Source organism: Prauserella sp. PE36 (assembly GCF_003311655.1).
Taxonomy (GTDB): Bacteria; Actinomycetota; Actinomycetes; order Mycobacteriales; family Pseudonocardiaceae; genus Prauserella_A; species Prauserella_A endophytica.
Map to the genome: position 1 here is coordinate 58,170 of NZ_QEQT01000027.1, position 26,262 is coordinate 84,431.

Genomic DNA, 26,262 nt, shown 5'->3' on the forward strand with positions numbered 1-26,262 from the left:
CATCTGAGCACTTTACGAACTATTAACCACAGTGCATGTGCCTGGCATTGAAGAACTCCCCCTAGTGTTACGTCAACCTTTCGAGGCAATTTCGCGCTATAGTGCTCAGATGAGCGCTAGACGTCGGCCTCTCAGCTTGTCTGATTCGGTTCAGGCGGCCTCGATCGCCCACCGCTTCTACGTCCGGGGCGAGTCGAAACTGGAGATCGCGGAAGCCTTCGGGCTCAGCAGGTTCAAGATCGCCCGCATACTCGACACCGCAAGGGAAACGGGCCTGGTGCGGGTGGAGTTCGACCTTCCGGCCCCGATCGACCCGGCGCTGTGCGACGAGCTGCGCTCCGCCTACGGCCTCGAACGCGCGCTGGTGCTCGAACGAGCGAAACACCGCGAGACCCGGCCCGAACTGCGCAGGCGAATCGGGGCACTGGCGGCGCAGTTGCTCGCGGAGACGGCGACCAAGGACGACGTGATCGGACTGTCGTGGGCGCGCTCGGTCAACGTGATGACCGAGCAGATCGACGCGTTGCCGCGCTGCCCCATCGTGCAGCTGTGCGGAGTACAGGCGGGCATGGACATGCGCGACCGGTCGGTGGAGACCGTGAGCAGGCTCGCGCGGGTGTCCGGTGGCGAGGCGTACCCGATCTTCGCGCCGCTCGTGCTGCCCGACCGGCGGACCACGGAGACGCTGCGCAGACAGCCGGGCATCGCGGAGACGTTCGGGCAGTTCCGCAACCTCACCAAGGCCGTGGTGAGCATCGGAGCCTGGCAGGAGAACGAGTCCACCGTGTACGACTCGCTCTCCCCCGCCGAGCGCGACGCGATCAGCAAACGGGGGGCGAAGGCCGAGGTCGCGGCGAGGCTGTTCGACGCCGACGGCAACGCGCTGTCCACCGGGCTGGCCCACCACGTGCTGGCGATCAGCCACGAGGAGCTGCGCCAGGTGCCCGAGGTGATCGCGCTCGGCTACACGAGGCCGAAGGCCGAGGCGATCGACGCGGTACTTCGCTCGGGCATGGTGTCGACCCTCATCACCGACGCCGACGCCGCCCGAGACGCCCTCGAAATCGCCGCCAACCGCACCTGAGCCCACCTTCCCCCAAGGCCACCTTTGTTGCGTTGAACGCAACAAAGGTGGCCTTGGGGGCCGTTCAGATCACCTGAATGGGCTACGGGGTCGAGGCGGAGGGAGGGAAACCCCTGCAGTGAAGGCCACCTTCACTGCGTTGAACGCAGGCAAGGTGGCCTTCACTGCAGCCGGGTCCGCTCCTCCTCGAACACCTCGTGGCAGCCCTTGCTGCAGAAGGCGTACCTGGTGCCGTCCCGCTCGGCGGTGCCCGCCGCGTGCTCGAACGGGACGTACATGCCGCACACCGGGTCGAGCCCCGAGCCGGCCGGCGGCTCGGCCCGCTGCGCGCCCGACTCCCGGAACGGCCGGGTGATCAGCCGCACGATGTCGTTGGCGCGCAACACCTCCCCGCCGAGGCCGAGGCCGCCCTCGGGCACGCCCACGACGTGCACCATCGCCGCGGAATCGCCCAGCAGCCTGCCGTAGATCTCGACGAGGTACGGGCTCATGTCCTCGCGCCAGCCCTCCGGAACGCTCACGCGCACGAGCAACCCGTGCTCCGCGCGGCGGCCGCCGGTGTACCAGGTGCCGACCTCGTGGAAGACGACGTGCGAGATCGCGCGCTCCGCCTCCAGCACCTCCGGCGGAGCGGAGTCGGCCTTCACTACCTCGTTCACGAGGTCGTGGGCGAGCCGATCGCGCCGCTCACTCGTCAGGAAGCCCTCCGGTGTGAACACCTCCACGAACATCATGGCCGGACCGCCTTCACCAGCAGGGCCGGGCAGGACAGCGACACCCCGTCGGCGCGCTCGTGCCTGCCGAGCTCGGTGAGCAGGGCCGCGCGCACGCCGAGCCGCTCGGCCTCGCCGGCCGCCCGCAGGAAGTGCGGTACCGGCCCGAAGGAGAGCAGGAAGTCCGCCGCGTCGACGGCGTCGGCGCCGAAGCGCATGGGCACGCTGAACGGGGTCGCCGTCACGCGCGTGAACCCCGCGGCCGTGAGCACGCCGTTGGCCCGTACGGGATCGGCCAGCGACGCCGGACCCTCCGCGCCCGGCTCGCCGTAGTGCTCCGGCAGGTACCGCCCGAACACGCCGGAGTAGAGGCGCCCGAGGTCGCTGCCGGCCAGGTCGCCCAGTGCGACGAAGGCGAGCCGCCCGCCCCTCCGCAACGCTCTACCGATGTTGGCGAACGCGGCCACCGGGTTGGCGAAGAACATCACCGCCGCGCGGCTGATGGCGACGTCGAACCCACCGGCGGGAAACGGGTACACCTGCGCGTCGCCCTGCTGGAACGTCACGTTCTCGATGTTCTCGGCGAGCGCCGTCCGCCGCGCCCGCTCGAGCATCGGCGCGGAGAGGTCGATGCCGAACGCACTGCCCCCGCTCGCCAGGCCAGCGGCGATCCTAGTGGTCTGCCCGGTGCCGCAGCCGATGTCGAGCACCCGGTCGTCGGCCCCGATCGCCGCGGCGGCGAACAGCGGGTCGTTTGTTCCGGCGTTGACGGCGTTGTAGCGGTCGGCGTGGTCTGCCCAGTGCTTTCCCTCGGCACCGTTCCACGCCCTCGCCTGTTCGATGTTCACGATGGTCTGCATACCGACGATGCTTCCGCCGTCGCGGTCCGTCCGCGTCGGTCACCTGAAGGCGATTCCGCCACGCGGCTACTCCCCGGGAAGTACTCCCGCCGGAGAACGGAATCGGCGTGCTCTGCGGCTAGTGTTCGGACATGGCACAGGTCCGGGGACTTCTCGACCCCTTCGACACAGCGCTCGCGGCCGGGGTCACCGCGCTGGCGGTGCTCGACGCCGTCGTCGGCCCCTCGGAGCCGACCGCGCTCGACTACGCGCTGCTGCTCGTGGGCTCGCTCGTACTCGCCTTCCGGAACCGGTCTCCCCGCACGGTGCTCGCGATCAGCCTCGTCTGCGGGCTGGTCTACACGGCGAGCGTCGAACCGGGGCCGATCGCGACTGTGCCCGTGCTCGTCGCCGTCTACACCGTCACCGCCGTGGGACACCGGGTGCTGGCGCTGGCCGTCACGGCACCGCTGGTGGTGTTCGCGGTGGCGACCAACCTCGCCGACACCGAGGACGGCATGGCGGCCGGGCAGGCGATCCAGGAGGCGATCCTTCCTGTCGGCTGGTTCGTCGCGGTGCTCGTGCTCGGCGAGGTGACCCGGCATCGGCGGGCGTACCTGGAACAGGCCCGTGAGCGGGCGGCCGAGGCCGAACGCACCCGCGAGGAGGCGGCGCTGCGCAGGGCCGGGCAGGAACGGCTCCGCATCGCCCGTGAACTTCACGACTCGCTCACCCACCAGATCTCGATCATCAAGGTGCAGGCCGACGTCGCCGTGCACCTGGCGAGGAAGCGCGGCGAGGACGTGCCCGACGCGCTGGTGGCCGTGCAGGACGCTAGCCGCGAGGCGACCCGCGAGCTGCGCGCGACGCTGGAGGTGCTGCGCACCGACGACGAGGACACCGGCACCGGCCTCGCCCGGCTCGACCACCTGGTGCGCCGCGCCGGGGTGCCGGCCACGGTCGCCGTCGAGGGCGAGCCGCAGGCGCTGCCCCGCGACGTCGACCAGGCCGCGTACCGGATCGTGCAGGAGGCGCTCACCAACGTCGCGCGGCACGCGGGCGAGGCGACGGCGACGGTCACGATCGGTTACAGCGCCCACGAGCTGACCGTGCGGGTCGACGACGACGGCGCGGCCAGGCCGGGAGCCGCCCCTGTCCCCGGCGTCGGGCTGATCGGCATGCGGGAACGCGTCACCGCGCTCGGCGGGCGCCTGCGGGCGGAGCCGCGACCGGAGGGCGGGTTCACGGTGGAGGCCGTCTTCCCCGCGAGGGAGCGCGTGTGATCCGGGTACTGCTCGTCGACGACCAGGCTCTCATCCGCGGCGGGTTCCGCGCGCTGCTGGAGGCGGAGGACGACATCGAGGTGGTCGGCGAGGCCGCCGACGGCGCGCAGGGCGCCGAGCTCGCGGCCGAGACCGTGCCCGACGTCGCGCTCATCGACATCCAGATGCCGGTGCTCGACGGCATCGAGGCCACACGGCGCATCGTCGCCGACCCCCGGCTCGACGGCGTGCACGTGGTGATGCTCACCAACTACGGCTTCGACGAGTACGTGTTCAACGCGCTGCGGGCCGGTGCGAGCGGGTTTCTCGTTAAGGACATCGACCCCGGGGACCTACTGCACTCCGTCCGGGTCGCGGCCCGCGGCGACGCGCTCCTCGCGCCGTCGATCACGCGCAGGCTCATCGGCGAGTTCGTGTCCCGGTTGCCGGAACCGGACATCGGCAAGAGCATGGAGCGGCTCACCAATCGCGAGCGCGAGGTGGTGGCGCTCGTCGCGCGCGGCCTGTCTAACGACGAGATCGCCCAGCACATGGTGATCAGCCCGACCACCGCGAAGACCCACGTCAGCAGGGCGATGACCAAGCTGCACGCCCGGGATCGGGCCCAGCTCGTGGTGTTCGCCTACGAGTCGGGGCTGGTTTCGCCGAAGCGCAGCTTGTAAGCTTCTGGATCTGTGGGCACTGAAAGCGCTTTCAGTCTACGGATCACGACGAGGTGAGCAGATGGCGATGTCAAGGGGAAACCGCTGGCGTGCGCGGAAACCGGCGATCCGGACGCTGGGCGTGCTCGCGACCGCGCTCGTGTGCACGTCGCTCGCGGCGCCCGGCGTGCAGGCGTCCCCACCCGGCCACGGAGCGGTGTTCCCAGGACTCGTCCCGGACCTGGCCGCCTACTACGACTTCGACCATCCCGTGCGCGGAAACGCCGCGCAGGAACGGGACCGCGGTTTCTCGGGTACCCCGATCGACCTCGTCAACGGCGGCGCGGACATGCGCGTGCGTGACGAAGCGTTCCCCGGCAGCGGGCGCGCGCTCCAGACGCGGCAGGTGAACCCGGCCGTCAACGGCAACGACGACTGGAAGGCCGGGGTGTACTCGGCCGACGGCGTTCCGACGCTGAGCGCGTTCAACGGCGTCACCGGCACCACCGTAATGGGCTGGTTCAAGGTGACCGGCACCAACCCGAACCTGAACTCCACCACGCCAGATCCCGACGACTACTACAACGCCGTGGGCCTCGCCGGAGTGCTGTCCGGCAACTCCGACGGACACGGCGTGCGCGCGCTGCTCGAACTGATCAATGTGGACGGTGAGCTGCGGCTGGTCGCGCTCGGCAGGCGCGACGACTCCGGCAGCTCGCAGACGTTCGCGGCCAGCGAGGACTGGCAGAAGCTGTTGCCGAAGGGCGAATGGGTGCACCTCGCGGCGACCTTCGACTTCGACAACGGCACAATGGCGTTGTACCGCAACGGAAAGCCGGTGGAAGGCTTCTAAACCGTGTCCGGCGACCCGTGGGGTGTGGAGGGCGAACCGGAGCCGGACCGCGCGTCCGCGACCGATCCGAGGGGCATCAAGATCGGCGGCAGCTTCCCGCAGAACACGCTGGAGCGCAATCCCTGCAACTGCCGCTTCGACAGCCTGATGTTCCTCGACCGTTCGGTCTCGCCCACCGAGGTGTGGCTGCAGTACCAGTGGATGGTCCGCGGCCGGGGGTGACGATCGCGGCGGCGGCTACAGTGGAGGCCGATGAAACGCCCCGCCTCGCCGCTGCCGCCCCGGCACGGACTCGACGCCGCACGGCTCAGGCTGCCCGCCGAGGGCAACTGGGCCACCGTGCGTGACCACCTCGTCGAGCGCCTCCACCGGCTGGATCCGCGGCGGATCGACGAGATGCTGCGGGAGCAGCGCATCGTCGGGCTCGACGGGCCGATCACGGTGGAGACGCCGTACGTCCCGGGCACGTTCATCTGGTTCCACCGCGACCTCCCCGACGAGGTCCCGGTGCCCTTCGACATCGGCGTCGTGCACCAGGACGACCACCTCGTTGTGGTCGACAAGCCGCATTTCATGGCCACCATCCCGCGCGGAAGGCACGTGCTGGAGACCGCGCTCGTCCGGCTCCGGCGTGACCTCGGGCTGCCGGAGCTGAGTCCGGCGCACCGGCTCGACCGCGTCACGGCGGGTCTGGTGATGTTCGTGGCGCGGCGGGAGCTGCGCGGTCCGTACCAGACGCTGTTCCGCGACCGGCTGGTGCGCAAGGAGTACGAGGCGATCGCGCCGCACGATCCCGCACTGGAGCTGCCGCGCACGGTGCGTAGCCGGATCGTCAAGGAGCGCGGTGTCATGACCGCGCAGGAGGTGCCGGGAGAGCCGAACGCGGAGACGTGGGTGGAGCTGCTGGAGCACCGGGACGGGCTCGGCAGGTACCGGCTGCGGCCGCAGACGGGACGCACTCACCAGCTGCGGGTGCACATGTCGTCGCTGGGGGTGCCGATCCTCGGCGACACCTTCTACCCGGTACACCACGAGACCCCGCTGAACGATTTCAGCCGCCCGCTGCAGCTCCTGGCCAAAGTGCTCGAGTTCACGGACCCGCTCACCGGCGAACGGCGCCGTTTCGAGAGCGGGGCAACCCTCCGGGCGTGGACGGACCACGCCGCATGGCAAGCCGACGTCTTGGCCTGACGCGCCAGCCCGCGAGTCCCCCGCTCCCGCGCGCGAGTCCCCCGCTCCCGCGCGCGAGTTCTGCACTCCAGCCCGCGAGTCCCCCACTCCCGCGCGCGAGTTCTGCACTCCAGCCCGCGAGTTGCGCGTTCCCGGGCGCAAGTTGCGCGTTCCAGCCAGGCGATAGGCGGGCGTGCCGAACGGGCAACTCGCCGGCCCGGGCGGGGGACTCGCCGGCCCGGGCGGGGGAGTCGCGCACCGGGGCGGGCCACTCACCGGCCCGAACGGGCAACTCGCCGGCCCCAGCGGGCAACTCGCGGAACCCAGCGGGGGACTCGCGCACCGGGGCGGGCCACTCACCGGCCCGAACGGGCAACTCGCCGGCCCCAGCGGGCAACTCGCGGGCCTGAGCGCGGGACTCGCGCGCCGGAGCGGGGGACTCGCGCGGCGTCAGCCGCGTTCCACCAGGTGGCCCACCACGTCGGGGCCCGGGTGGGCGGCACCGGATCCGTCTCGGCGCGGGTCCACCTCGGGCAGCTCCACCGGGTCGCCGTTCTTCATGGCTCCCGCCGGGCGCGGACCGATCCACGCCACCGTGAGCCCCTGCTCGCCCTTCAGGAACCGGTGCGCCCGCACGCCTGCCGTCGCCCTGCCCTTCGCGGGGTACTCCGCGAACGGGGTCATCTTCACGGTCTGCCCGGTCGCCGTCACCACCATGGGCTCGCCGTGCTCCTCGTCGTCGGTCCGGATCGCGCCGAAGAACACCACCTCGGCGTCGGCACCGAGGTTGATGCCCGCCATGCCACTGCCCTTGATGCCCTGCGGCCGCACGAGCGACGCCGAGAACCGCAGCAGCGACGCCGTCGACGACAGGAACGCCAGCGTCTCCTCACCATCGGTGAGCCACGCGGCGCCGACCACCTCGTCACCGTCCTTGAGCCCGATGACGTCGAACTCGTCGGACCGCACCGGCCACTCCGGCGCGCACACCTTCACGACACCACGCCGCGTACCGAGCGCGAGCCCCGGCGAACCGGCCGCCTTCTCCCCCAGCGGCGCGATGCCGACCACACGCTCGCCCTTCTCCAGCGGCACCAGCTCGCGCGCGGCCATCCCGCCGCGCAGCGACACGGTGCCGACCTGCTCGGGCAGTACGGGCAGCGGCAGCACGTCGACCTTGAACGCCCGCCCCGCGCTGGTCACCAGCAGCACCTGGCCCCTCGCGGTGGTGTGCACGACCGCGGACACGGCGTCGTGCTTCACGCGCCCGCTGCGTCGCCTGCTCTCGATGGCCTCCTCCGACTCGGCGGCGGTCCTGGCCACGAGGCCGGTCGCCGAGAGGATCACCTGGCACGGGTCGTCGGCGACCTCCAGCGGCCCGGCCGGCTTCGAGGCGGCGAGCACCTCCTTGAGGTCACCGTCGATCAGGGCCGTCCGCCGCTCGGTCGGGAAGTCCTTGGCGATCTTGGCGAGCTCCTGCGAGACGACCTTCCTGAGCACCGACTCGTCTTCGAGGATCCGGGACAGCTCGGCGATCTCCTCGCGCAACCTGTCCTGCTCCTCCTCCAGCTCGATCTTGTCGTACTTGGTGAGCCTGCGCAGGGGCGTGTCGAGGATGTAGGTGGCCTGGATCTCGGACAGCTTGAACCGCTTCATCAGGCCTTCCTTGGCGGCCTGCGCGTTGTCGCTCTGCCGGATCAGCCGGATGACCTTGTCGATGTCGAGCAGGGCCTTGAGCAGACCCTCGACCAGGTGCAGCCGCTCCTCCCGCTTGCGCTTGCGGTATCGCGTGCGCCGGGTGACGACCTCGTACCGGTGCGAGAGGAAAACCTCCAGCAACTGCTTGAGCCCGAGCGTCCGCGGCTGGCCGTCCACGAGCACGAGGTTGTTGATGCCGAACGACTGCTCCAGCGGCGTCAGCCGGTACAGATCGGCCAGCAGCGCCTGCGGGTTCACGCCCACCTTGCACTCGATCACGAGCCGCGTGCCGTTCTCGCGGTCGGTGAGGTCCTTCACGTCGGCGATGCCGGTGAGGCGCTTCGACTTGTTGATCTCCTCGGTGATCTTCTCGATCACCTTCTCCGGCCCGACGCCGTACGGCAGCTCGGTGACCGTGATGCCCTGGCGCCTGCTGCCCTGGATCGGGCCCGTCTCGACCTTCGCGCGCATGCGGACCACGCCGCGGCCGGTCTCGTACGCCTTGCGCACCTCGTCGAGCCCCAGCAGCATCCCGCCGGTCGGCAGGTCGGGACCGGGGACGAACTCCATGAGCTTGTCGAGCGACGCGTTCGGGTGATTGATCAGCCAGCGCGCCGCGGCGATGACCTCGCTCAGGTTGTGCGGGATCATGTTGGTCGCCATACCGACCGCGATGCCCGAGGTGCCGTTGACGAGCAGGTTCGGGAACGCGGCCGGCAGCACGGACGGCTCCTCCAGCGAGCCGTCGTAGTTGAGCCGGAAGTCGACGGTCTCCTCGCCGAGCTCGCCGGTTAGCAGCATCGCCTCCGGCGACATCCGGGCCTCGGTGTATCGCGAGGCGGCGGGCCCGTCGTCGGGAGAGCCGAAGTTGCCGTGCCCGTCGATGAGCGGCACGTTCATCGAGAAGTCCTGCGCCAGCCGCACCATCGCGTCGTAGATCGCGGTGTCGCCGTGCGGGTGGTAGCGGCCCATCACGTCGCCGACCACGCGCGAGCTCTTCACGTACGCGTGGGTGGGCCGGTAGCCGTTCTCGTTCATGGAGAACAGGATCCGGCGGTGCACGGGCTTGAGGCCGTCGCGCGCGTCGGGCAGCGCGCGCGAGTGGATGACCGAGTACGCGTACTCCAGGTAGGAGTCCTCGATCTCGGTCTTCACGGAGTTGTCGTAGACGTTCGCACCGGCCTGGTCGAACGCTGCCGGATCGACCCGGGTGATCGTGCCTTTGCGGCGTGCCATCGGTTTCTACCTATCCTCAGATGTCGATCGCGGCCTGGTCCACGCGGGCGGCCGACGAGATGAGCCAGTTGCGCCGGGGCTCCACCTTCTCCCCCATCAGCAGCTCGAGCGCGGCCTCCGCGGCCTCCACGTCGTCGAGCGTGATGCGGCGAACGGAACGCGTCGCGGGGTTCATCGTGGTCTCCCAGAGCTCGTCGGCGTCCATCTCGCCGAGGCCCTTGAACCGGGGCACGGGCTTCTTGACGGTCCGGCCGGCCTTCTCCAGCTCGGCGACCTTCGTCTGCATCTCCCGTTCGGTGAACGTGTAGTGCGTCTCTTCCTTGCGCCCCTTGGTGACCACCTTGTGCAGCGGCGGCATCGCGGCGTAGAGCCTGCCGTCCTCGATCACCGGCCGCATGTACCGCGCGAAGAGCGTGATCAGCAGCGTTCGGATGTGGGAGCCGTCCACGTCGGCGTCGGCCATCAGGATCACGCGGCCGTAACGCATGGTGGAGAGGTCGAACGTGCGCCCCGTGCCGGCGCCGAGCACCTGCACGATGGACGAGATCTCGGCGTTCTTGAGCGCGTCGCCGAGACCGGCCTTCTGCACGTTGAGGATCTTGCCGCGCAGCGGAAGCAGCGCCTGGTACTCGGAGACGCGGGCCTGCCGGGCGGAGCCGAGCGCGCTGTCCCCCTCGACGAGGAACAGCTCGCTGCGGGCGACGCCGGTGGTGCGGCAGTCGACGAGCTTCGGCGGCATGGCGGCGCCCTCGAGCGCGGTCTTGCGCCTGGCCGCGTCCTTCTGCTGCTTCTGCGCCAGCCGCACCCGCGACGCGTCGACGATCTTCTGGAGCACGACCTTGGCCTCGGCCTTGGTCTTTCGGTTCTCGGTCCACGCCTTGACGTGCTTCTCCACGATGCCCTGCAGCACCCTGGTGATGCCGGCGGTGGACAGCTCGTCCTTGGTCTGCGACGTGAACTGCGGCTCGGGGATGCGCACGTGGATCACGGCGGTCATGCCCTCTCCGACGTCGTCCAGCGTCGGCATCTCCTCCTTGGGCTTGAGCAGGCCGCGCGTCTTGGAGATGGCCTCCTGCAGTGCCTTCACCATCGCGCGGTCGAAGCCCTTGCGGTGGGTGCCGCCGTGGACGTTGCGGATGGTGTTGGTGAAGCACTCGACGGTGCGCTCGTAGCCGGTTCCCCAGCGCAGCGCGATCTCCACCTCGGCGTGGCGTTCCACATTGGACTTCATCACACCGTTCTCGTCGGCGGCGTTCTCCTTGTACGTGCCGTCGCCGTTGATCACGAGTGTGCCGCACACGGCCTTGTCCCCGGCGGGGGCGAGGAACTCGACCATGTCGGTGAGGCCGTTGGGGTAGTGGAACGTCTCCTCGTTGATGGCGCCGTCGGTCGCGGTGCGCAGCACGTAGGTGACGCCGGGCACGAGGAAGGCGGTGTTGCGCAGCTTCATGCGCACGGACTCGACGTCGAGCGCGGCACCGGTCTCGAAGTAGCGGGCGTCGTGCCAGTACCGGATGGTGGTGCCGGTGGACTCGCCGCGCTTCATCTTCCGCACGAGGCGCAGCCCGGACTGCGGCGTGAACTTCGCCTTCGGGCCGTTGCCGTCGAAGACTCCGGCGACGCCGCGCGCGAAGGACACCTCGTGGACCTTGCCCGCGCGCTTGACGGTGACGTCGAGCCGCAACGAGAGCGCGTTGACGGCGGAGGCCCCCACACCGTGCAGGCCGCCCGACGTCTTGTAGCCCGAGCCGCCGAACTTGCCGCCCGCGTGCAGGCGCGTGAGCACCAGTTCGACGCCGGATAGCCCCGACTTGGCGTGCACGCCGGTGGGGATGCCCCGGCCGTCGTCCTCCACCTCGACGCTGCCGTCGGCGTGCCGCGTGACCACGACCTTGGTCGCGTGCCCCGCCACGCCCTCGTCGGTGGAGTTGTCGACGATCTCGGTGAAGAGATGGTTGACGCCGCGGCTGTCGGTGGACCCGATGTACATGCCGGGCCGCTTCCGAACCGCTTCCAGCCCCTCGAGGTGGGTCAGGTCGTCGGCCCCGTAGAGGGTCTCAGCAGAAGCAGTCACAGGGTGCTCTCTCCCAGATCTCGAAACGCCGGATCGTGCCGGAAGTGCGGCCCGACCAGCGAACCACCGTAGTGCACGGTATCCGTCCCACCCGACATTTCCGCACGAGCCTCGCCGTCGGCCCGGCCAGGGACGACGGCCGATGTGATCAGGTTCACGTGCGATCGAAGTCGGCGCGGACGCCGAGCAGCCGGACGGGCCTGCTCAGCTCGAAACGGTTCAGCACGGTCAGCGCGGCCCGTTCGAGCTCGGCGGCATCGCTGGTCCGGTGCTCCAGGGTAACGCTTCGCGTCTGGGTGATGAACGGCGCGAACCGCACCTTGACCCCCACCCGCGCCGCGGGCCTGCCCTCGGCCAGCACGTCCTCGGCGACCCTGCGAGCCAGCTCACGAACCTTCTGCTCGATCTCGGCTCGGTCGGTGAGGTTCTCCTGGAACGTCGTCTCCCTGCTGCGCGAGCGGGCGATGTACGGCGTGGCCGTGACCTCCCGGTCGCCGGCGCCGTGCGCGAGGATCCGGAAGTACGGGCCCATCGTGGGCCCGAACCGGGCCGCCAGCTGCTCCGGGTCGGCCGCGGCGAGCTCGCCGACCGTGGTGATGCCCACCTCCGCGAGCTTCTTCGTGGTCCTGCCTCCGATGCCCCACAGCGCGTCCGGGGGCCGGTTGGCCATCACGGGCACCCAGTTCTCGCTGGTGAGCCGGTAGATCCCGGCCGGCTTTGCGAACCCGGTGGCGATCTTGGCGCGGGCCTTGTTGTCCCCGATGCCCACCGAGCACGACAGGCCGGTCTCGTCGCGTACGGCTCGCTGGACCTCGGCGGCGAACGCCTCGGGGTCGTCCGTCGAGAGGCCGAGGAACGCCTCGTCCCAGCCCATCACCTCGACCACCACCGGCAGCTCGCGCAGCGCGGCCATGACCCGCTCGGAGACGGCCTCGTAGGCGGGCGGGTCCGACGGCAGGAACACCGCGTCGGGACAGCGCTTGGCCGCCGTGCGCAACGGCATGCCCGAGTGCACCCCGAACTCGCGGGCCTCGTAGGAGGCGGTGGCCACCACGGCGCGCTGGGTGGGGTCGCCCTGACCCCCGACGACGACCGGCCTGCCCTTCAGCTCCGGATGCCGCGCGATCTCCACCGCCGCGATGAACTGGTCGAGGTCGACGTGCAGCACCCAGTCCGAAGTAGACGGCGTGGTCACGGTATCCAGTATGTGCCCTCGGCGAATTCCTGGCCAGTGAGATGCATAGGGACCGGGAGGCGGCGGGTAGGCGGTGGATGCAGGCACGAGAGAACACGAGTGAGGAGGAGCCCATGGCTCAGCTGGTTCGCGAGCTCATGACCGACCGTCCCGTGACGCTCTCCGGTGACACCCCGGTGCACGAGGCCTCCAGGATGATGCGGGACCAGGACATCGGCAGCGTGCTGGTGCTCGACGGCGACGACGTGTGCGGGATCGTGACGGACCGCGACATCGTGGTGCGCGGGCTCGCCGATCGCGCGGATCTCTCCAACTGCACGCTGCGGTCGGTGTGCAGTGAGCGGCTGGTGACGGCCTCGCCGAACGAGGAGGCGGGCAACGCCATCGCAAGGATGCGCGAGCACGCCGTGCGCCGCATCGCGGTACTGGAGGACGGCAGGCCCGTCGGCATGCTGTCGATCGGTGACGCGGCGGTGGAACGTGACCCTGACTCCGCGCTCGGCACCATCAGCGCCGCCCCGGCAAACACCTGACCGGATCACGGGACCGGCATAGGGTCTGCTCGTGTCGGTCCGCGAACTCGTGGTGCTGGGCACGGGCAGCCAGGCGCCGTCCCGTACCCGCAACCACAACGGCTACCTGCTGCGCTGGGAGTCCGAGGGGTTGCTGTTCGACCCCGGCGAGGGGACCCAGCGTCAGCTGCTGTTCGCCGGCGTTCCGGCGAGCGCGATCACCCGGATCTGCCTCACGCATTTCCATGGCGACCACTGCCTCGGCGTGCCCGGCATCGTGCAGCGGCTCTCGCTCGACGGTGTCCGCAGGCCGGTGCGCGCCCACTACCCCGCCTCCGGGAGCGACTTCTTCGCGCGGCTGCGCTACGCGAGCGCGTTCCACGAGGTCGCCGAGGTCGTGGAGGAGCCCATCGAGGCCGAGGGCACGCTGGCGACCGGGCCGTTCGGGCAGCTGCGGGTCCGCAGGCTCGACCACCCCGTCGAGGCGTTCGGCTACCAGCTCGTCGAGGCGGACGGCAGGCGCATGGTGCCCGAGCTGCTGGCGCGCCACGGAGTCAGCGGACCGGACGTGGGTGAGCTGCAACGCACCGGGAACCTGCGCGGGGTCTCGCTCGCCGAGGTCAGCGTCCACCGGCCTGGCCAGCGGTTCGCCTTCGTGATGGACACCCGGCTCTGCGACGGCGTGTTCGCGCTCGCAGAGGGCGCCGATCTACTCGTGATCGAGTCGACGTTCCTCGCCGAGGACTCCGCGCTCGCGAGCGAGTACGGGCACCTCACGGCGGCGCAGGCCGGGCGCGTGGCCGCCGAGTGCGGGGTGCGCACCCTGGTGCTCACCCATTTCTCGCAGCGCTATACCGAGCCGAACAGGTTTCACGACGAAGCGGCCGAGGTATTCGACGGCAAGATCGTGGTCGCGGAGGACCTCACCCGGGTCGCCGTGCCGAAGCGCCGGTGAGAACGGAATAGCTTTCCACCGGTCGGCGTTGAAGACATGCTTGCCCGTTTTCGGGGCAGGTGAATCCCCGCTGGAAAGGAGGGCGGCACAACCATGGACATCTTCGAGTGGTCGGAGCGTGCCGCCTGCCGTGACGAGGATCCCGAGCTGTTCTTCCCGGTTTCCGACATGGGTCCGGGTGCGCAGCAGACGGCGCAGGCGAAGGCGATCTGCGCGCGCTGCCCGGTGCGGGCGGAGTGCCTGCGTTACGCACTGGAGAGTGGTCTGGACTACGGGATCTTCGGTGGCACGACCGAGCGCGAGCGTCGCGCTCTCGTGCGCCGGAACCGCGCGGCAGGCCAGCCACGCGCGGCGTGATTCTCCGGTGAGTCAGCTCACCGGAAAAAGGGAACATCGGCGATGTCGCCGACGTTGGAAAAGCTGGTCGATGCGCACAGTGTCCCCCGGGCCTCACCCCTGTTGCCTTCGCGGAATACCGTTCGGCTGGAGCCGCGTCGTGCCTTTCGCCGAGAGGCGACCGTGCGCATCGGCCGCATTCCTCCGGCAACGGCTCCCCTCGCATTCGCGCGAGGGGAGCCGTTGTCGTGCGTCATTCGCCGGTGAGTTCGGTGACGGCCCTCGCGACCAGCCCTGCCACGAACCCGGGCTGCGTGAGCATCGCCAGGTGGTTGGCGTCCACCCGGTGCACCGGCCAGCCGAGGCGTTCGCACTCGTCGGCCACGACGTCGTACGGCTCACTGAGCCGCACGTACCCGCACGCGGGTGGCGGCCAGCGCTCCGCCTCGGGCGCGCGCTCGGCGAAGTAGGCCAGCGGCACCCTCGGCAGTTCCGCCACGAAGCGCCGGTGCGTCTCGGGGTCGGGGAACAGGGCCGTCAGCGCGCCGGGCGGGAACCATTCGTGCCACGGCGGAAGCCGCCCTTCCACGGCGAGGCTCTCCAGTCGTCTGCCCAGCTCCGGCGGCGCGGTCGTGAACCAGTCCTCGCCCGGGTGCGGCAGGATCGCGTCGACGAACACGGCCGCACGTACCTCACCCGGCACCGCGTCGGCGATCGCGGGCAGCAGCGCGCCCGCGCCACTGTGGCCGACGAGCACCACCGGCCGATTCTCCACCTGCCCTGCGACCGTCTCGGCGATCCGGTGGTAGAAGGGCGGCTCACCGTCCACAACGGCGGCGAGCGCCGGGACCACGACGCCGAACCCCTTGTCCCGCAATGGCCCTGCGGATCCCGTCCACGTGGACGGTCCGACCAGCGGGCTGTGTACGAGAACGATCGTCGGCCGCGTCACGAGTACAGTGTGCACCGGGTCGATCACTCTGGCGACACGCCGGTTACGATCGGGCGGCTTTCGCCGGTCCGCAACGTCGTCTACGCTGGCAAGAAATCTGAACAAAACCCACAAATCGCCCTGCTTGCGGGGCAGGTTGTCGTCGTTGCCGGAACGGTTGCGTCCCAGTCACCCGCTTCCCGCCTCTTGCGAGGGCTCGCACAAGACGGAGGTCGCGTGACAGACGACGAGCAGGGACAGGGCGCATTCAACGCGGCGACGGGCCGCAGTCTCGAAAGCGACAACGGCAAGCCGAGGTACCTGGCCTACCAGCGAGAGCTCATCCGCCCGCACTGTGGCCGCTCGGTGCTGGAGGTCGGCGCCGGGCTCGGTGAGTTCGCCGACGGCTTCACCGGTCTGGACCGCTACGTCGTGACCGACGTCGACCCCGAAGCGGTGCAGCAGATGAAGCAGCGGTTCGCCCACCGGAGTGAGGTCGAGGTGCAGCAGTTCGACATCGACGGCGCCTCGGTGCTGCCCGAGCCCGTGGAGTCGCTGGTGGCGATCAACGTGCTGGAGCACATCGAGGCCGACGTGGATGCCTTGCGGTGCCTGGCGAAGTCGGTGACCGACGACGGCAACATCATCCTTTTCGTACCGGGCTACCAGCAGCTGTACGGCGACTTCGACCGCAAGGTCGGCCACTTCCGCCGGTACACGCCCGACACCGTCTCGGCCGCGGCGCGGGCCGCCGGCCTGACCGTGCGGGTGGCACGACCGGTGAACTTCCTCGGCGCGTTCGCGTGGTGGGCGGCGGTGCGCAAGGGTGGCGCCGGCGCCCCGGACCGCAGGCTCGTGGCCGCGTACGACCGGTTCGTGGTGCCCGTCACCAAGGCCATCGAAAAGCGGGTACGGGTGCCGTTCGGGCAGTCGGTGCTGTGCGTCGCGAGCAAGGCGGGCTAGGCGGGCAGGCCGGGCGGCTCAGCAGGTTCATCCACTTCGGACTCGCCCGGCTCCCCTGACTCGCCCTGGAGCAGCGGCGAGCGCACGAGCAGCAACGTGCACGCGGCGATGAGCGCGGCGCCGATCACCTGGCCCGCGATCCAGCCGCCGCCCTGCACGTGCTCACCGAACACGGCCACGCCCCAGCCGATGGACACGAGCGGGTTCGCGAGCGTCAGCCCCGGTTGCGAGGCAACGAGACTGCCGGCGCGCAACGTGTTCTGCAGCAACAGGAACCCCGTTGGCCCCACGACGAGGACCGCGTAGGTCTGCCACGCGCCGAACACCCCGCCGATGCCGTCGGCGAAGGCCGCCGTCATCCCGGAGACCAGCGCCGCGAGGAACCCGAAGTACATCCCGCTCGCGACGCCGAGGTAGGCCGCTCTGTGCGTGCCGCGGTACCGGTAGCCGATCGCCACGAGCGTCCCGATTACGGCGAGTGTCACTGCGGCCCCCAGCAGCCACGACGTAAGGGGGACGTCGTTGACCTTCCCGCTACTCGGCCGCAGGGAGACCAGCAGCAACGCGATACCCGCGCTCATACCCGCCACCGCGGACCACTCCCTCGCGCGCAGGCGGGTGTGCAGCAGGAAGCTCGACAGCACGAGCGTCAGGCCCAGCTCCGTGACCAGCAGCGGCTGGATGAGGGTGATCGGACCCGTGGCCAGCGCGGCCGCCTGCAGCACGAAACCGGTGAAGATCGTGGCGACCCCCGCCAGCCAGAACGCGTCGTGAGCGAGGTGCCACAGCGTGCCGACCGACATCGACCTGCCGTCGGCCTGCCGTCGCGCGCCCTTGCGCTGCAGGACGGAGGCGGTGGCGTTGGCGAGCGCGGCGAGTACCGCCAGCACGACGGTCAGGGCCATGGCGACCGCCTAGCGGAGGCGACCCGACCGAGAGACATCTCGTCCTGGTACCCGCTTCCGGGCGACGGGAAACCGGAGACCTCCGGCCCTGGCACACCGGCCCCACTCAGGCTAGAAAGACGGGTGAGGAGGGAGCACGAGATGGAGATCATCGCTGTCGACACGCCCACACTGGGTGACCGCAGCTACCTGGTGCACGACGGCGAGGTGGCTTTCGCCGTGGACCCGCAGCGCGACATCGACCGGATGCTCGCGCTGCTCGAAGACCGGGGCGTTCGCCTGACCCACGTGTTCGAGACCCACATCCACAACGACTACGTGACGGGTGGCTTCGCGCTCGCGCGCCTCACCGGCGCCGCCTACCACGTCAACGCCGACGACCCGGTGACCTTCGAGCGGGAGCCGATCAGCGACGGCGACGTGGTGGAGGTGGGCCCGGCCCTGCGCGTGCGGGCGCTGGCGACGCCAGGGCACACGTTCACCCACCTCGCGTACGCGCTCACCTCGCCCGGCGAGGTGCCCGCCGTGTTCACCGGCGGTTCGCTGCTGTTCGGCTCCACCGGAAGGCCCGACCTGCTCGGCCCCGCCCACACCGGCGAGCTGGTGCACGCGCAGTACACCTCCGCGCGGCGCCTCGCGGCCGAGCTGCCCGACGAGACCCTCGTGTACCCCACGCACGGCTTCGGCAGCTTCTGCTCGTCCACGCCCACCTCCGGCGAGGCGTCCACGATCGGCAGGGAGAAGCGGATCAACCCCGCCCTGACCGAAGACCAGGAGTCCTATGTGCGCACCCTGCTCGCGGGGCTGGACGTCTACCCCGCGTACTACGCGCACATGGGACCGGTCAACATCGCAGGCCCTGATGCCGCGGACCTGACGCCGCCGCAGCGGGCCGACGCCGCCGAGCTGCGCTCGCGGATCGACGCGGGCGAGTGGGTCGTCGACCTGCGGCACCGGACGGCGTTCGCGGCCGGGCACGTCGCGGGCACGCTGAACTTCGGCATCGACGGCGGCTTCGCGACCTACCTCGGCTGGCTGCTTCCGTGGGGTAGCCCGGTGACGCTGCTCGGGGAGACGAGTGAGCAGGTGGCCGACGCGCAGCGCGAGCTGGCGCGCATCGGCATCGACCGGCTCGAGGCGGCGGCCACGGGCGATGTCCGCAAATGGGCGGGTGACGACGAGCTGCGCTCGTTCCCCACCGGCTGCTTCGCCGACCTCGCGCAGGTGCGGCACCACCGCCCAGTGGTGGTGCTCGACGTGCGGCGTCAACAGGAGTGGGACGAGGGACACCTGGAGGGCGCCGTCCACATCCCGCTGCACGAGCTGCTGGAGCGCATGGACGACGTACCCGACGGCGAGGTGTGGGTGCACTGCAAGTCCGGCTACCGCGCGGCGATCGCCGCGTCGCTCCTCGACGCGGCAGGCCGAAGGGTCGTGTCGGTGAACGACGACTACGACGCCAACGCGGCCGCCTAGCCCGCGGGGTCCCATCCGCAGTGAAGGCCACCTTCACTGCGTTCAACGCAGTGAAGGTGGCCTTCACTGCAGACGGCGAGGGCTACGTCGTCTCGTCGGGTTTGCGGCGCTCGATGAAGCTGTCGGGGGCCGATTCGGGAACCTCGGTGCGCAGGTCCGAGTCACGCAGCACCTCGCGGGCCTGCGCCTCGGGGTCGGCGCTGCCGACCGCTGCCTCCTCCGGCCACAGTTCGGCACGCTCGGCGGCGCGCTCGTCGACGGCGTTGCGCTCGTCGAAGACGCCGGGGCGGTCGAGGTCGTGCTCACGGCGAACGCGCCGCTCGTCCTGAGCCGACAGCTCCGTCTCGCCGAGGTCAAGGGGTTGGTCGTCGCGGGACATGATCGCGGTTACCCCACACGCCCTCGGCGCTAACCGGCCGCGCTTGCTACCTCTTTCCCACCCGGAGTAGCATCGAAGTATGAAAATGAGCGTCAGCCTGCCTGCCGAGGACGTCGAGTTCCTCGACAGCTACGCGCGTGAGCACGACATCGGCTCACGCTCCGCGGCGCTGCACCGGGCCGTCGAGCTGCTGCGCGCCGCCCAGCTCGGCGACGCCTACGCCGACGCGTGGGCCGAGTGGGAGGAGGCCGGCGAGGCGGCGGCCTGGGAGCCTGCGACCGCCGACGGCCTGCCCCGCTGATGCGCAGGGGCGACCTCTACCTCGCCGACCTGGACCCGGCCCGCGGCGCGGAGACCAACAAGCGCCGCCCCGTGGTGATCGTCAGCAACGACGGCGCCAACTCGACCGCCGAGCGGCTCCGCCGCGGCGTGGTCACCGTCGTGCCGGTCACCTCCAGCACCCACCGCGTCTACCCGTTCCAGGTTCTGCTGAGCGCCGGCGAGGCCGGGCTCGAACGCGACTCGAAGGCACAGGCCGAGCAGGTGCGCTCGATCGCCGTGCAACGGCTGGGCGCGAAGCTCGGCCGCCTCAGCCCGCAACTCGTGCGGGCCATCGACGACGCGCTGCGGCTGCACCTGGGGATCTGAAACCGTCCTCAGTGGAGGATCTTCAACCCGGCGACGCCCGCGACGATCAGCACCAGGCAGGTGATCCGGCCCGCTGAGACGGGATCGCCCATCGCGACCATGCCGTACACCGCGGTGCCGATCGCGCCGACGCCGACCCACACCGCGTACCCGGTGCCCACCGGCAGCGTCCGCAACGCGTAGCCGAGGCCGGCCATGCTGATCACGAGCGCGACGCCGAACACGATGCTGGGCACTGGCTTGGACAGGCCGCGCGACGCGCTCAGCGCCGCTGCCCACACCGTCTCGAACAGACCGGACACGATGAGCGCGATCCACGCCATGACGATCCCTCCGCAGTAATGCGATACCGACTACATCACTGCGCCGTCTTCGCATGACCGGGTACGACGCGCTCGTCCGGGGCCGTGAAGAACACGACCGGCCACCACGCTAGCACGCGGAATCGGCGCTACAACCGGAAAGCGGCGCACGCCACCGCCACGTACGAACGCTCCGGCGCACGCCAGGCGACCTCGGCCCAGCGGTTGTCGGTCACCTGCGAGCCGTTGGCCCCGACGCACGTGTAGCCCCCGCCCTGGATGTACGGCCCGCAGGGCTGCTCGGCGGACGCGGCGTTGACGCACGTCGTGTAGTTGGCGCACGTCAGCGTGGTCAGTGCCGGTGAGCCGACATCGGTCCCGGCTCTGACGTTGAGCTTGCAGGCGTTCTGCGTCGAGGCGTGCACGAGCGCGGGACTCGGATCCGGTACCGCCGCGCTCGCGGCCGGGGCCGACACGAACAGGCCGGCCAGCAGGGCGCAGGCGACGAAAACGGCGGAACGAAGGGAAAACCTCACCGGTGAACCTCCACACAGAGCGAGCAAGGGCATCACCGAGGGTATCGAAACCGGGACCCTCCGCGATCACTCGATCAGGCGGACAACCGGAGAGGCGCGGGTCACCCCGTGGGACCGGACCGCAGCGCCTTCGGAAAAGTCGTTGCCGCACAGGGCCTTTCCGGCCCTGTGCGGCGCCCCGGGCTAGACGAGCTCGCTCTCGGCGAACGCCGCGCGCAGGCGGGTCTCCTGGTCGGTGGACAGGTTCGTGGAGATCAGCGTGGCGCCGGTGTTGCGGAACTCCTCCAGCACCTTGTCGACCACCGCGTGCGACGACATCACGAACAGCGCCGACGTACCCGGAGTGACGTCCTCGCGGACCTTGCGGATGAAGTCATCGTCGATGCCCACATCGGTCATCGCCCCGCTCAGCGCGCCGACCGCGGCACCGACGGCGAGTCCCAGCAGCGGCACGAAGAAGATCAGGCCGAACAGCAGGCCCCAGAAGCTTCCCCCGAGCGCGCCCTTGCCCGCGAGGTGGTGCAGCTGCTTGGTCTTCGGCTTCTTCGCGTCCTCGGGCCAGTAGACGTAGGCCGCGTCGTTGATCTGGATCAGCTGCTCCTTCTGCATCCGCTCCAGCAGCGCGAGCGCGTCGGCGGCGCCGTCGGCCGAGTCGAACTTCCACACCGTGAAGGTGCCCATCTCCCTGCCTCCTCGAGGTCCACCGGCCGCGACACGGGCCGGAACCCGCACTGTCCGCCGATCCGGACGCGCCCGGCATCACCCGCGACGGGCGAGCATGTTCATCCTTCGCGGATGAGGCACGGGCGGACCCCGGCGTGACGATGGGAGCCAAGAGGGCCGCTCGCAGACGGGAGAAGGTCATGGCCGAATACACACACACCACAAGGGGAGCCACTCGCGGCGACTATGCCGGCAGCTGGAGCGGCTGGACCGGCTGGATCATCTTCGCCGGGGTGATGTTGCTGCTGGTGGGGTTCTTCCAGGCGATCGAGGGCCTCGTCGCGATCTTCGACGACGGCTACTACCTCGTCGGCGCCGACGGGCTCGTCGTGAACGTCGACTACGACGTGTGGGGCTGGTTGCACCTCGGCTTCGGCGTTGTCGCCGTGCTCACCGCGCTCGGGCTCATGACCGGCAACAAGGTCGCCCGCATCGTCGGCGTGATCCTCGCCGGGCTCAGCGCGATCATCAACCTCGCCTTCATCGCGGCCTACCCGGTCTGGTCGCTCGTCGTCATCGCCGTCAACGTGCTGGTGATCTACGCGATCGTCGTGCACGGACGGGAGCTGCAACGCGACAACGTCCCGAGCTGAGACCGGTTCACCCGCAGCGGGTGACGACAGCGGAGAACCGGGAATGGCTCGGTGGCAACATCTCCCGGCACAGGTGGAGGGCCGGGTGGCACAGCGGGGAGGGGTACCGGGTGCGTGCGGTCGGGCGCCGCACCCGGTACGTGCCCTTGCCCCGGAAGTCACGGAGCCGCCATGAGCCGAGCGCGGTCGGAGCGCAGGCGCCAGGCCACGCTGGCGCTGTTCCGGTCGACGTGCGTCGTGGTCGCACTCGTCACGGTCTACTACCTCGCCCCGCTCGACACGACACCGGACGTCACCACCTGGTTGTGGTTCGCGCTCGGGCTCGGGGCCTTCGGCGTGCTGGTCACCTGGCAGATCCGCGGCATCCTCACCGCGCCCATGCCCGTGGTGCGCGGCGTGCAGACGATCGCGGTCAGCCTGCCGTTGCTGCTGGTGGTGTTCGCGTCGGTCTATGTGGTGATCTCCACCGAGTGGCCCGCCAGCTTCACCGAACGGCTCGACCACAGCGACGCGCTGTACTTCACGGTCACCGTCTTCGCCACGGTCGGCTTCGGCGACATCGCCCCGGTCAGCAAGCTCGCTCGGCTGCTCACCACGGCGCAGATGGTGGTGGGGCTCGTCGCCGTCGGCGTGGTCGCCAGGCTCGTGGTGAGCGCCGTGCGGGTCGCCGTGCAGCGCAGGACCAACGAGCACGACGACGAGCCCATCCGTGGTGGGTGAGGGTGACGGGCCGGTCGCGCCCGACGATCGCGGCATGAGCGAGCCGGTGCCGACAATGGCCGTGGACGGACTCGTGCCTGTGCCGGGGGGCGCCTTCACGATGGGTTCCGACGAGGACCGCTACCCGGGCGACCGGGAGGGCCCGCCACGCGTGCGCCGTATCGCCGATTTCCGGATCGCCGCCCACGCCGTCAGCAACGACGACTTCGCCGCGTTCGTCGCGGAGACCGGCTACCTGACCACGGCCGAACGGGAGGGCTGGTCGTTCGTGTTCGCCGGCCTGCTGCCGCCGGACCACCCGCCGACGTTGCCGTTCCCGCGCGCGCCGTGGTGGAGACGGGTTCCCGGCGCGGCGTGGCGTCGGCCGGAGGGTCCCGGCTCCGGGCTCGCGGGCAGGGGCTCGCACCCGGTCGTGCACGTATCGTGGGCCGACGCCCGCGCGTACTGCCGATGGGCGGGCGGCAGGCTGCCCACGGAGACGGAGTGGGAGTACGCCGCACGCGGCGGGCTCGACGGCGCGCGTTACCCGTGGGGCGACGAGCTGACCCCCCACGGCGAGCACCGCATGAACGTCTTCCAGGGCCGCTTCCCGCGCCACGACTCGGGCGAGGACGGCTTCGTCGGCACCGCTCCGGTCACGGCGTTCCCGCCCAACGGCCTCGGCCTGCACAACATGACGGGCAACGTCTGGGAGTGGTGCGTCAACCGCTTCGGCTCCACCCGGCCGGGGCACCGCGCGATGCGCGGCGGCTCCTACCTCTGCCACGGCTCCTACTGCTGGCGCTTCCGCTGCGCCGCACGCAGCTCCTGCTCGCCCGCCACGAGCGCGGGCAACATCGGCTTCCGGCTCGCGGCCGGGGTCACGTGAGACCCAGCTCGCGGGCGGCGACCACCGCGGCCCGCCGGTTGTTGACGCCGAGCTTGCCGTAGATGGCGCGGACGTGGGTCTTGACCGTGTTCACCGACACCGACAGCGCACTGGCGACCTCCGACAGCGACTGGTGCGTGCCGAGCCGGGCCAGCACTACGTGCTCCCGCCCGGTGAGCAGCCCTTCGGCGTGCGCGCCCTCCCGTTCGGCCAGCGCGCGGTGCACCCGTTCAGCGAACGGTCCGGCCGTACCGAACCCGCCGAGCTGGTCGGCGAGCAGCTGCCGCACCGTCGGCTCCGCCTGCGCGAAGGGCAGGATCAGACCTGCGGGCTCCGCGAGGGTGAGCGCCGAGGCGAGGCACCGCCGCGCCCGCGTGCGCTCCCCGGTCCCGAGCGCCAGCGCGGTCTCCAGCAGCCGCGCCTCGACCCTCGTGAGGTCACCGAGCACGCCACGGTCCCCCTCGGCTACGGCCTCCGCCGTGCGGCGCGCCACGGCGAACTCGCCGTGCGCGGCCTGCCACCACGCGGTGAGCAGCGCCCGTTCGGTGGGCCCGGAAATGCGCGCGAGCAGCCACGTGCGCGCGTCGCGAGCGTGTGCCTGCCGCCCGAGCCGCAGCGCGGTTCGGTACTCCACCAGCGCGGCCAGCGCGGCGGGCTGCGGGAGCAAGGTCACCGCGCCCAGCTCGGTGCGGGCGTCGTGCAGCCGCCGCAGCCCGTCGGCGTGCCGACCCCGGTCGGCGACGGCGGCACCGGTGAGTGCGTCGATGAGGAACCGCAGCCTCGCCTGCGGCAACTCGCCCGCGGCACCCGCAGCCTCTGCGGCATGCCGCAGGGCGGCACGGGCATCGGCGCGGAGGAGGGCGGCGAACCCGAGCATCAACCGCGCGGGCGCGAGCAGCGGGGAGCCACCCAGGCCGTGCTCGGCCGCGATCGCGACGGCTGCCGTGCACGAGCCCGCCATCTCCGCGTAGTCACCCTCCAGCGCCGACACGGCGCCGAGTGCGGTGTGGCAGTGCATCGCGAGGTAACCGAGGTCCCGCTCCCGCGCGGACCGCAGGGCCTCCGCCAGCCCACGCCGCGCGCCCGCGAGGTCCCCGGCGTGGAGCAGGCCGCAGCCGGACAGCAGCGCCGCCCACGGCCGTGTCGCCGGTGCCCCGCCCGGCTTCACCTCGCCCGGCGCGCGGCCGCACAGGAGCGCGTAGGTGGCGAGCACCAGGCTTCGCAGGGACTCCAGCTCCGCGCCGGGGTGTTCGGGCCACGCCGCCTCGCTGTCGGCGAGCGCCGACTCCGCCGAGGCCGGTTCTCCCGCCTCCACGTCGGCGAGCGCCGCCACCAGGCTCAGCGAGGCGTCGGCGCGCACACGTTGCGCACCGGCCACGGCGAGACCGTCCCGCACGGCGCGCAGGTCGCCGCGCAGCAGCAGCCCGACGGCCTCCCCCCGCAGCAGATCCGCCACCACCGCGGCGTCCTCGGTTCGCCCGGCGTGGTCGATCGCCTCGTGCGGGCGCGCGTGTGAGGCAAACCAGTGAGCGGCGGCTGTGTGCAGAGCGGCGGCCTGCTGCGGACGCTGCCGCCGCAGCCCGGCCCGCAGGTGCTCACGCAGCATCGGATGCACGCGGTACCCGGCCTGGCGCGCCAGCGCGACCGTGACGAGTGCGCGCCTGCCGGAGAGCTCGTCGAGCAGCACCCCGGCGTCGGCCCTCCCGGACAGCACCCCGGCCAGCGGCGGCGTCACGGTTTCGCACACGCTGATGGCGCTCAGGAACTCCCGCACGTCGTCGGTGAGCCTGCCGAGCACCTCGTCGCCAAGGTAGTCCGCGACGGCCGTGTCCTCACCCGCGAACCCGGCCAGGAACGCCTCCCGGTCGGGCGCGGCGGGCAGCGACCGCGCGGCGAGCCGCAGTCCGGCCACCCAGCCGCCCGTCTGCTCGACGAGCGCGGCCAGTTCCCCGGCGTCGAGCGTGACCCCGGCCGAGCGCAGGAGCGTGTCGGCCTCCTCGGCGGAGAACCGCAGCTCGGCCGCCGTGAGATCGGTGAGCCTGCCCTCGACGCGTAGCCGTGGCAACGGCAGCGGCAGCTCCGACCGGCCCGCGAACACCAGGTTCAGGGTCGGCGGCTGGTGCCGCACGAGCGTCGCGAGCGTGTGCAGCGTCGGCACGGCCGTGAGCTCGTGCACGTCGTCGAGCACGAGCCACACGGGTTCGGCCAGCTCGTCCAGGGCGTTCACGACCTCGGCGACAGAGCTCGCGGTGTCGCCTCCCGGAGGAACGGGCCCGCACAGGGCGCTGTCCGAGGGCACGGCCGCGCATCGTGCGAGGGCGGTCAGCACAGAGGACCAGAATCGGTCCGGGTCGTTGTCGTCGGAGTCGAGCCGGACCCACGCCGTCCTGCGCTCGTTGCCCGCGCGCGCCCAGTCGGCGAGCAGCAGTGTCTTGCCGTAACCCGCCGGTGCGCACACGCTGGTGACCGCTGCGCGACCGAGCAGTTCACGCAACGCGGGCCTGGCGACGAAGCCGGCGGGTAGTTGCGGCACAGCGGTTTTCGCCCGGGAAGGATACCGGGGCCGCGGCCGCCCGTTGTGACCGTCCGGTCCCACGCCGACCAGACTATTCGGCGTGCGCCCGATCTC

Annotated in this window: 28 protein-coding genes and 1 riboswitch; of the genes, 16 read left to right on the top strand and 12 right to left on the bottom strand. The window is 70.9% G+C overall.

The window, feature by feature from the left end:
• The first annotated feature begins 109 nt into the window (after positions 1–109).
• Entirely contained in the window at positions 110–1,084 is a 975-nt protein-coding gene (locus tag DI005_RS01045) for a sugar-binding transcriptional regulator (protein ID WP_113641007.1), read from the top strand.
• A 161-nt stretch (positions 1,085–1,245) separates the two neighbouring features.
• Here the strand turns inward: DI005_RS01045 and DI005_RS01050 are convergent, their stop codons facing one another.
• Together DI005_RS01050 and DI005_RS01055 are read right to left on the bottom strand one after the other, a co-directional pair.
• Complete coding sequence (locus tag DI005_RS01050; RefSeq protein WP_112271627.1) at positions 1,246–1,818, bottom strand: YHS domain-containing protein; 573 nt, start codon at positions 1,816–1,818, stop codon at positions 1,246–1,248.
• On the bottom strand, positions 1,815–2,657 hold the full coding sequence (locus tag DI005_RS01055) for a class I SAM-dependent methyltransferase (RefSeq protein ID WP_113641008.1): 843 nt from the start codon (positions 2,655–2,657) through the stop codon (positions 1,815–1,817). The genes DI005_RS01050 and DI005_RS01055 overlap by 4 nt, the downstream gene beginning before the upstream one ends.
• A gap of 131 nt (positions 2,658–2,788) precedes the next feature.
• On the opposite strand from DI005_RS01055, the gene DI005_RS01060 reads away from it, so the two are divergent.
• The 5 genes from DI005_RS01060 to DI005_RS01075 all read left to right on the top strand — a co-directional run bounded on the left by DI005_RS01060 (position 2,789) and on the right by DI005_RS01075 (position 6,604).
• On the top strand, positions 2,789–3,919 hold the full coding sequence (locus DI005_RS01060) for a sensor histidine kinase (protein ID WP_113641009.1): 1,131 nt from the start codon (positions 2,789–2,791) through the stop codon (positions 3,917–3,919).
• Positions 3,916–4,581, top strand: a complete 666-nt coding sequence (locus tag DI005_RS01065; RefSeq protein WP_112271621.1) for a response regulator transcription factor — start codon at positions 3,916–3,918, stop codon at positions 4,579–4,581. The genes DI005_RS01060 and DI005_RS01065 overlap by 4 nt, the downstream gene beginning before the upstream one ends.
• 61 nt (positions 4,582–4,642) lie before the next feature.
• Complete coding sequence (locus DI005_RS01070; protein WP_233519931.1) at positions 4,643–5,413, top strand: LamG domain-containing protein; 771 nt, start codon at positions 4,643–4,645, stop codon at positions 5,411–5,413.
• 3 nt (positions 5,414–5,416) lie between these two features.
• Complete coding sequence (locus tag DI005_RS38840) at positions 5,417–5,635, top strand: hypothetical protein (RefSeq protein ID WP_233519932.1); 219 nt, start codon at positions 5,417–5,419, stop codon at positions 5,633–5,635.
• A gap of 30 nt (positions 5,636–5,665) precedes the next feature.
• Complete coding sequence (locus DI005_RS01075; protein WP_113641010.1) at positions 5,666–6,604, top strand: RluA family pseudouridine synthase; 939 nt, start codon at positions 5,666–5,668, stop codon at positions 6,602–6,604.
• Positions 6,605–7,033: 429 nt separating this feature from the next.
• Here the strand turns inward: DI005_RS01075 and DI005_RS01085 are convergent, their stop codons facing one another.
• The 3 genes from DI005_RS01085 to DI005_RS01095 all read right to left on the bottom strand — a co-directional run bounded on the left by DI005_RS01085 (position 7,034) and on the right by DI005_RS01095 (position 12,795).
• Positions 7,034–9,517, bottom strand: a complete 2,484-nt coding sequence (locus DI005_RS01085; RefSeq protein ID WP_113641011.1) for a DNA topoisomerase (ATP-hydrolyzing) subunit A — start codon at positions 9,515–9,517, stop codon at positions 7,034–7,036.
• Positions 9,518–9,533: 16 nt separating this feature from the next.
• On the bottom strand, positions 9,534–11,591 hold the full coding sequence (locus DI005_RS01090) for a type IIA DNA topoisomerase subunit B (protein ID WP_113641012.1): 2,058 nt from the start codon (positions 11,589–11,591) through the stop codon (positions 9,534–9,536).
• A gap of 154 nt (positions 11,592–11,745) precedes the next feature.
• Entirely contained in the window at positions 11,746–12,795 is a 1,050-nt protein-coding gene (locus DI005_RS01095; protein ID WP_369973544.1) for a DNA polymerase IV, read from the bottom strand.
• A gap of 104 nt (positions 12,796–12,899) precedes the next feature.
• Here DI005_RS01095 and DI005_RS01100 point away from each other — a divergent pair, with 104 nt between their 5' ends.
• From DI005_RS01100 to DI005_RS01110, 3 genes are all read left to right on the top strand, one after another.
• On the top strand, positions 12,900–13,319 hold the full coding sequence (locus DI005_RS01100; RefSeq protein ID WP_112271613.1) for a CBS domain-containing protein: 420 nt from the start codon (positions 12,900–12,902) through the stop codon (positions 13,317–13,319).
• A 31-nt stretch (positions 13,320–13,350) separates the two neighbouring features.
• Positions 13,351–14,253 (top strand): ribonuclease Z, encoded by a 903-nt coding sequence (locus tag DI005_RS01105; protein WP_113641013.1) that lies wholly within the window; start codon positions 13,351–13,353, stop codon positions 14,251–14,253.
• Positions 14,254–14,346: 93 nt separating this feature from the next.
• The gene (locus tag DI005_RS01110) at positions 14,347–14,610 is read left to right on the top strand and encodes a WhiB family transcriptional regulator (RefSeq protein WP_112271609.1); all 264 of its coding nucleotides are present in this window, start codon (positions 14,347–14,349) and stop codon (positions 14,608–14,610) included.
• Between the two features lie 232 nt (positions 14,611–14,842).
• On the opposite strand, the gene DI005_RS01115 is transcribed toward DI005_RS01110, so the two are convergent.
• Positions 14,843–15,541, bottom strand: coding sequence for an alpha/beta hydrolase (locus DI005_RS01115; protein WP_233519933.1), 699 nt, complete (start codon positions 15,539–15,541; stop codon positions 14,843–14,845).
• Positions 15,542–15,757: 216 nt separating this feature from the next.
• Between DI005_RS01115 and DI005_RS01120 the strand changes: the two genes are divergently transcribed.
• Entirely contained in the window at positions 15,758–16,483 is a 726-nt protein-coding gene (locus DI005_RS01120) for a bifunctional 2-polyprenyl-6-hydroxyphenol methylase/3-demethylubiquinol 3-O-methyltransferase UbiG (protein ID WP_112271607.1), read from the top strand.
• Here the strand turns inward: DI005_RS01120 and DI005_RS01125 are convergent.
• Positions 16,480–17,388 (bottom strand): DMT family transporter, encoded by a 909-nt coding sequence (locus DI005_RS01125; protein ID WP_113641014.1) that lies wholly within the window; start codon positions 17,386–17,388, stop codon positions 16,480–16,482. The two genes, DI005_RS01120 and DI005_RS01125, sit on opposite strands and share 4 nt — an antisense overlap.
• A 141-nt stretch (positions 17,389–17,529) precedes the next feature.
• Here DI005_RS01125 and DI005_RS01130 point away from each other — a divergent pair, with 141 nt between their 5' ends.
• Complete coding sequence (locus DI005_RS01130) at positions 17,530–18,864, top strand: MBL fold metallo-hydrolase (protein WP_113641015.1); 1,335 nt, start codon at positions 17,530–17,532, stop codon at positions 18,862–18,864.
• 82 nt (positions 18,865–18,946) lie between these two features.
• On the opposite strand, the gene DI005_RS01135 is transcribed toward DI005_RS01130, so the two are convergent.
• Complete coding sequence (locus DI005_RS01135; RefSeq protein WP_112271602.1) at positions 18,947–19,243, bottom strand: hypothetical protein; 297 nt, start codon at positions 19,241–19,243, stop codon at positions 18,947–18,949.
• 79 nt (positions 19,244–19,322) lie between these two features.
• On the opposite strand from DI005_RS01135, the gene DI005_RS01140 reads away from it, so the two are divergent.
• A complete protein-coding gene (locus DI005_RS01140; protein WP_112271600.1) occupies positions 19,323–19,544 on the top strand; it encodes a ribbon-helix-helix domain-containing protein in 222 nt (73 codons plus the stop codon).
• The gene (locus DI005_RS01145; RefSeq protein WP_112271598.1) at positions 19,544–19,891 is read left to right on the top strand and encodes a type II toxin-antitoxin system PemK/MazF family toxin; all 348 of its coding nucleotides are present in this window, start codon (positions 19,544–19,546) and stop codon (positions 19,889–19,891) included. The genes DI005_RS01140 and DI005_RS01145 overlap by 1 nt, the downstream gene beginning before the upstream one ends.
• 8 nt (positions 19,892–19,899) lie before the next feature.
• On the opposite strand, the gene DI005_RS01150 is transcribed toward DI005_RS01145, so the two are convergent.
• From DI005_RS01150 to DI005_RS01160, 3 genes are all read right to left on the bottom strand, one after another.
• Positions 19,900–20,214: a multidrug efflux SMR transporter gene (locus DI005_RS01150; protein WP_112271596.1), complete on the bottom strand. Its 315-nt coding sequence runs from the start codon at positions 20,212–20,214 to the stop codon at positions 19,900–19,902.
• A gap of 37 nt (positions 20,215–20,251) precedes the next feature.
• Positions 20,252–20,316, bottom strand: a riboswitch (guanidine-III (ykkC-III) riboswitch).
• A gap of 26 nt (positions 20,317–20,342) precedes the next feature.
• Positions 20,343–20,729 carry a hypothetical protein gene (locus DI005_RS01155; protein WP_228713830.1) on the bottom strand — a complete coding sequence of 129 codons (387 nt, stop codon included), beginning with the start codon at positions 20,727–20,729 and terminating at the stop codon, positions 20,343–20,345.
• 183 nt (positions 20,730–20,912) lie between these two features.
• Entirely contained in the window at positions 20,913–21,410 is a 498-nt protein-coding gene (locus DI005_RS01160) for a DUF1269 domain-containing protein (protein ID WP_112271594.1), read from the bottom strand.
• A 182-nt stretch (positions 21,411–21,592) separates the two neighbouring features.
• Between DI005_RS01160 and DI005_RS01165 the strand changes: the two genes are divergently transcribed.
• The 3 genes from DI005_RS01165 (at position 21,593) to DI005_RS01175 (ending at position 23,633) form a co-directional block, all read left to right on the top strand.
• Positions 21,593–22,045 carry a hypothetical protein gene (locus tag DI005_RS01165; protein ID WP_112271592.1) on the top strand — a complete coding sequence of 151 codons (453 nt, stop codon included), beginning with the start codon at positions 21,593–21,595 and terminating at the stop codon, positions 22,043–22,045.
• Between the two features lie 171 nt (positions 22,046–22,216).
• Entirely contained in the window at positions 22,217–22,765 is a 549-nt protein-coding gene (locus tag DI005_RS01170; RefSeq protein ID WP_112271590.1) for a potassium channel family protein, read from the top strand.
• Positions 22,766–22,799: 34 nt separating this feature from the next.
• Positions 22,800–23,633, top strand: a complete 834-nt coding sequence (locus DI005_RS01175; protein ID WP_112272064.1) for a formylglycine-generating enzyme family protein — start codon at positions 22,800–22,802, stop codon at positions 23,631–23,633.
• Here DI005_RS01175 and DI005_RS01180 read toward each other — a convergent pair.
• Entirely contained in the window at positions 23,626–26,166 is a 2,541-nt protein-coding gene (locus DI005_RS01180) for a LuxR C-terminal-related transcriptional regulator (RefSeq protein WP_113641016.1), read from the bottom strand. The two genes, DI005_RS01175 and DI005_RS01180, sit on opposite strands and share 8 nt — an antisense overlap.
• Between the last annotated feature and the right edge of the window lie 96 nt (positions 26,167–26,262).